4 protein-coding genes are annotated in these 3,450 nt (G+C 53.5%); 3 read left to right on the top strand and 1 reads right to left on the bottom strand.

Annotation, left to right across the window (positions count from 1 at the left end; genetic code table 11):
• A partial coding sequence (locus AC2FNV_RS23390) for an ABC transporter substrate-binding protein (protein WP_496774713.1) occupies positions 1-433 on the bottom strand: 433 nt, incomplete at its 3' end.
• 173 nt (positions 434-606) lie between these two features.
• Between AC2FNV_RS23390 and panB the strand changes: the two genes are divergently transcribed.
• The 3 genes from panB to AC2FNV_RS23375 form a co-directional block, all read left to right on the top strand.
• Entirely contained in the window at positions 607-1,446 is an 840-nt protein-coding gene (panB, locus tag AC2FNV_RS23385; protein WP_170602976.1) for a 3-methyl-2-oxobutanoate hydroxymethyltransferase, read from the top strand.
• Complete coding sequence (panC, locus tag AC2FNV_RS23380) at positions 1,443-2,294, top strand: pantoate--beta-alanine ligase (RefSeq protein WP_170602975.1); 852 nt, start codon at positions 1,443-1,445, stop codon at positions 2,292-2,294. Before panB ends, panC begins: the two co-directional genes overlap by 4 nt.
• 69 nt (positions 2,295-2,363) lie before the next feature.
• On the top strand, positions 2,364-3,450 hold a 1,087-nt coding region (locus tag AC2FNV_RS23375), incomplete at its 3' end, for an FGGY family carbohydrate kinase (protein WP_496774711.1).

Raw genomic sequence — 3,450 nt, 5'->3', positions numbered from 1 at the left:
TCATTTTTACGGTCAACGGGTCGACAACCTCGACGCTTTCTATTCCAGCAAACAAAGCTTTCTGGGCATTTGCACTGTCTTCAGCAGTGGCACGGTCAAGGCTGAATTTAACGTCTTCGGCATCCATCGCGGTGCCGTCGTGAAAGGTCACGCCATCGCGCAACTTGAATGTGTAGACTTTCCCATCATCCGAAATCTCCCAACTTTCGGCAAGTCCGGGTACAACCGAACCATCACCCATAAAACGGGTCAGTCCTTCAAAGACGTTGGTATAAACCACCGAATCGATGGCTTGCGCTGCCGCACTGGTCGGATCCAGGTGCGGTGGCTCAAGTTGCATGGCAATGGTTATGTCCGACTTCGCGAACGCTTGTGACCCAATCAGAATAGCGCCAAGCGCCAAGGCTGAGGTGAAAGATCGAACCGACTGCATTCCCATAAAATTCACTCCCCATTTAATGGATTGGTCCGCGTTTCGCGGATCGTTCTGAGACCAATGTCCCTTTAAACCTTGGGTCAATCAAGGAATTGTTGGCGCAACCGGGGTTTCTTTGCCCCGTTTGCTTCTGCTATGCGGCGCTGCAACAAGAACCCGCAGGAGCGAGCATGAGCGCCACGGCCCGCAAAAAAGCCCCAAACGCCGAAGACATTCGCGCCCGAAAGGGCGGAACGCCTTTGGTTAGTCTGACAGCCTACACAACGCCAATGGCCCAGCTAATGGATGCCCATTGCGACTTTGTGCTTGTAGGTGACAGCGTCGGAATGGTCCTGCACGGGCTTACCTCAACGCTTGGGGTGACGATGGAGATGATGATTCTGCATGGTCAGGCGGTTGCGCGCGGCTTGAACAAAGCAATGATGGTAATCGACATGCCTTTTGCCAGTTATGAAGAAAGCACTGAGCAAGCCTTCCGAAATGCCGCTAGGCTGATGGCCGAAACAGGCGCAGGCGCCGTTAAACTGGAAGGCGGAGTCGAAATGGCCGAAACCATTCGCTTTTTGGTAAAGCGCGGCATTCCAGTGATGGCGCATATTGGCCTGACACCTCAGTCAATCAATACTTTGGGCGGATATAAAGTTCAGGGTCGCGCCGAACTCTCTGACGCCGTTGTTGATGACGCGCGGGCAGTTGCTAAAGCTGGAGCGTTTTCCGTTGTGTTAGAGAAGGTTCCGCAGGTATTGGCCGACCGGATAACTGAAGAGGTCGATATTCCAACTATCGGAATCGGAGCTTCGGCCGGATGCGATGGGCAAATCCTTGTAGTCGACGACATGGTCGGGTTTTTCACAGCGTTCAAACCAAAGTTTGTGAAACGCTACGCCGAGTTGGGTCCACTAGCTGAAGCTGCAATCGCGGAATATGCCTCTGATGTACGCGCGCGCGCATTTCCCACGGATGCACACGTCTTTAGCGATCAGCCAACTCCCGCGGAAACAACAGTATGACCGCCCCAATCCTGCGCAGTCTGAAAGACCTGCGCGCACTTACCACCCAATGGCACCGTGATGATGAAACGATCGGCGTCGTACCAACCATGGGCGCACTGCACGCAGGCCACCTTTCGCTGGTCGAAACCGCTAAGAAAGAATGCGACCAGGTCGTCGTCACAATCTTTGTGAATCCAACGCAGTTCAACAATCCCGAAGACCTGGACAGGTATCCACGTACCGAGGCTGAGGACGCCAATATACTTGAACCCTATGGTATCGGTGCAATCTATGTTCCCGAAGCAAAAGAAATTTACCCTGACGGATTTTCCACCACGGTTTCGGTGGCGGGGCTTGCGGACATGATGGAAGGCCCGGGCCGCCCCGGGCATTTCGAAGGTGTCGCTACGGTCGTTGCGAAACTGTTTCTGCAAACCCAAGCAGACAAAGCTTATTTTGGAGAAAAAGACTATCAACAATTGCTTGTGGTTCGCCGTATGGCCCGCGATTTGGACATTCCTGTTCAGGTTATCGGTTGTGAAACAGTACGGGAGCCTTCAGGCCTTGCTTTGTCATCGCGCAATGCCCGCCTGTCCACTGCCGGGATAGAGGTCGCCTCGAAAAAGTACCAGGTGATGCAACATGTCTCCGAAGGGCTTCGGACAGGTCAGGCAATGGATAGCTTGGTCGAGCAGGCGCAGTCGGTTCTGTTGGATGAGGGTTTCACGGAAATCGAGTACATGGAACTTCGCTGCGCCGAAACTCTTGAACTATTGACCCACGCGGAGCGCCCAGCCCGTCTTTTTGTCGCGGCATGGGTAGAAGGTGTTCGTTTGATCGATAATATTCCTGTTTTGCCAGCCTGATTTCTGTACTGGAACGTGCGCGACAGTTTGCGCTAATCTCCCGCAAAACGTTTTGGGGAGAGAGCAGGCATGACATATATTCTGGCGATCGATCAGGGAACAACGTCTTCGCGGGCCATTTTGTTTGACGAAAATATGCAGCGCGCAAATACCGCTCAGCAGGAGTTTACTCAGTATTTCCCGCAGGAAGGCTGGGTAGAACACGACGCTGAGGAAATTTGGGAAAGTGTTCTGAGCGTATGCCGTGAGGCTATGAAAGACGCTGACATTTCCGCTGATCAGATCGCTGCCATTGGAATTACGAACCAGCGCGAGACCACTGTTATCTGGGACCGCACGACAGGGAAGCCTATCCACAACGCGATTGTCTGGCAGGATCGTCGAACTGCCGAAATCTGCGACCGGTTTCGCAAAGCCGGATGCGAGGATGACGTGACTGCCCAAACGGGCTTGCTGTTGGATCCATATTTTTCAGGAACCAAGGTAAAGTGGCTGCTGGATACGGTTCCCGGCGCACGATCGCGGGCCAAGGCTGGCGAACTGTTGTTCGGGACCATAGACAGTTTCCTGATTTGGCGCCTGACTGAAGGCAGGATACACGCCACAGACGCAACCAATGCCGCCCGCACCTTGTTGTTTGATATTCACAACGGTGTATGGAGCGAAGAGATTTGTGATCTGCTGGACGTTCCGATGGCAATGCTGCCTGAGGTTAAAGACTGCGCTGCAGATTTCGGAAGCACTGCATTATTCGGTGGCGACATTCCGATTCTTGGGGTTGCAGGTGACCAACAGGCCGCCACCATAGGACAAGCGTGTTTTCACCCTGGAATGATGAAATCCACGTATGGCACTGGCTGCTTTGCGTTGTTGAACACAGGAAGTGAACCTGTCGAATCAAAAAACCGCCTTTTGACCACAATTGCTTATCAACTGGATGGTCAAAGAACCTACGCTCTGGAAGGGTCGATCTTTATCGCAGGAGCTGCGGTTCAATGGCTGCGCGATGCCCTACAGATCATAGACTCAGCTCCTCAAAGCGGTGAGTTGGCTGCGCAGGCCGATTCAAATCAGCATGTCGTTCTGGTTCCCGCCTTCACCGGCCTCGGGGCTCCGTATTGGAAACCGGACTGCCGCGGCGCCATGTTCGGTCTGA

Source organism: Ruegeria sp. BHSA163 (assembly GCF_059613365.1).
This window is presented reverse-complemented; position numbering and strand designations above follow the sequence as displayed.

Bases quoted from the DNA above. Each gene is read 5' to 3' on its own strand.
- panC (WP_170602975.1), top strand. From the start codon at position 1,443: ATGACCGCCCCAATCCTGCGCAGTCTGAAAGACCTGCGCGCACTTACC.
- panB (WP_170602976.1), top strand. From the start codon at position 607: ATGAGCGCCACGGCCCGCAAAAAAGCCCCAAACGCCGAAGACATTCGC.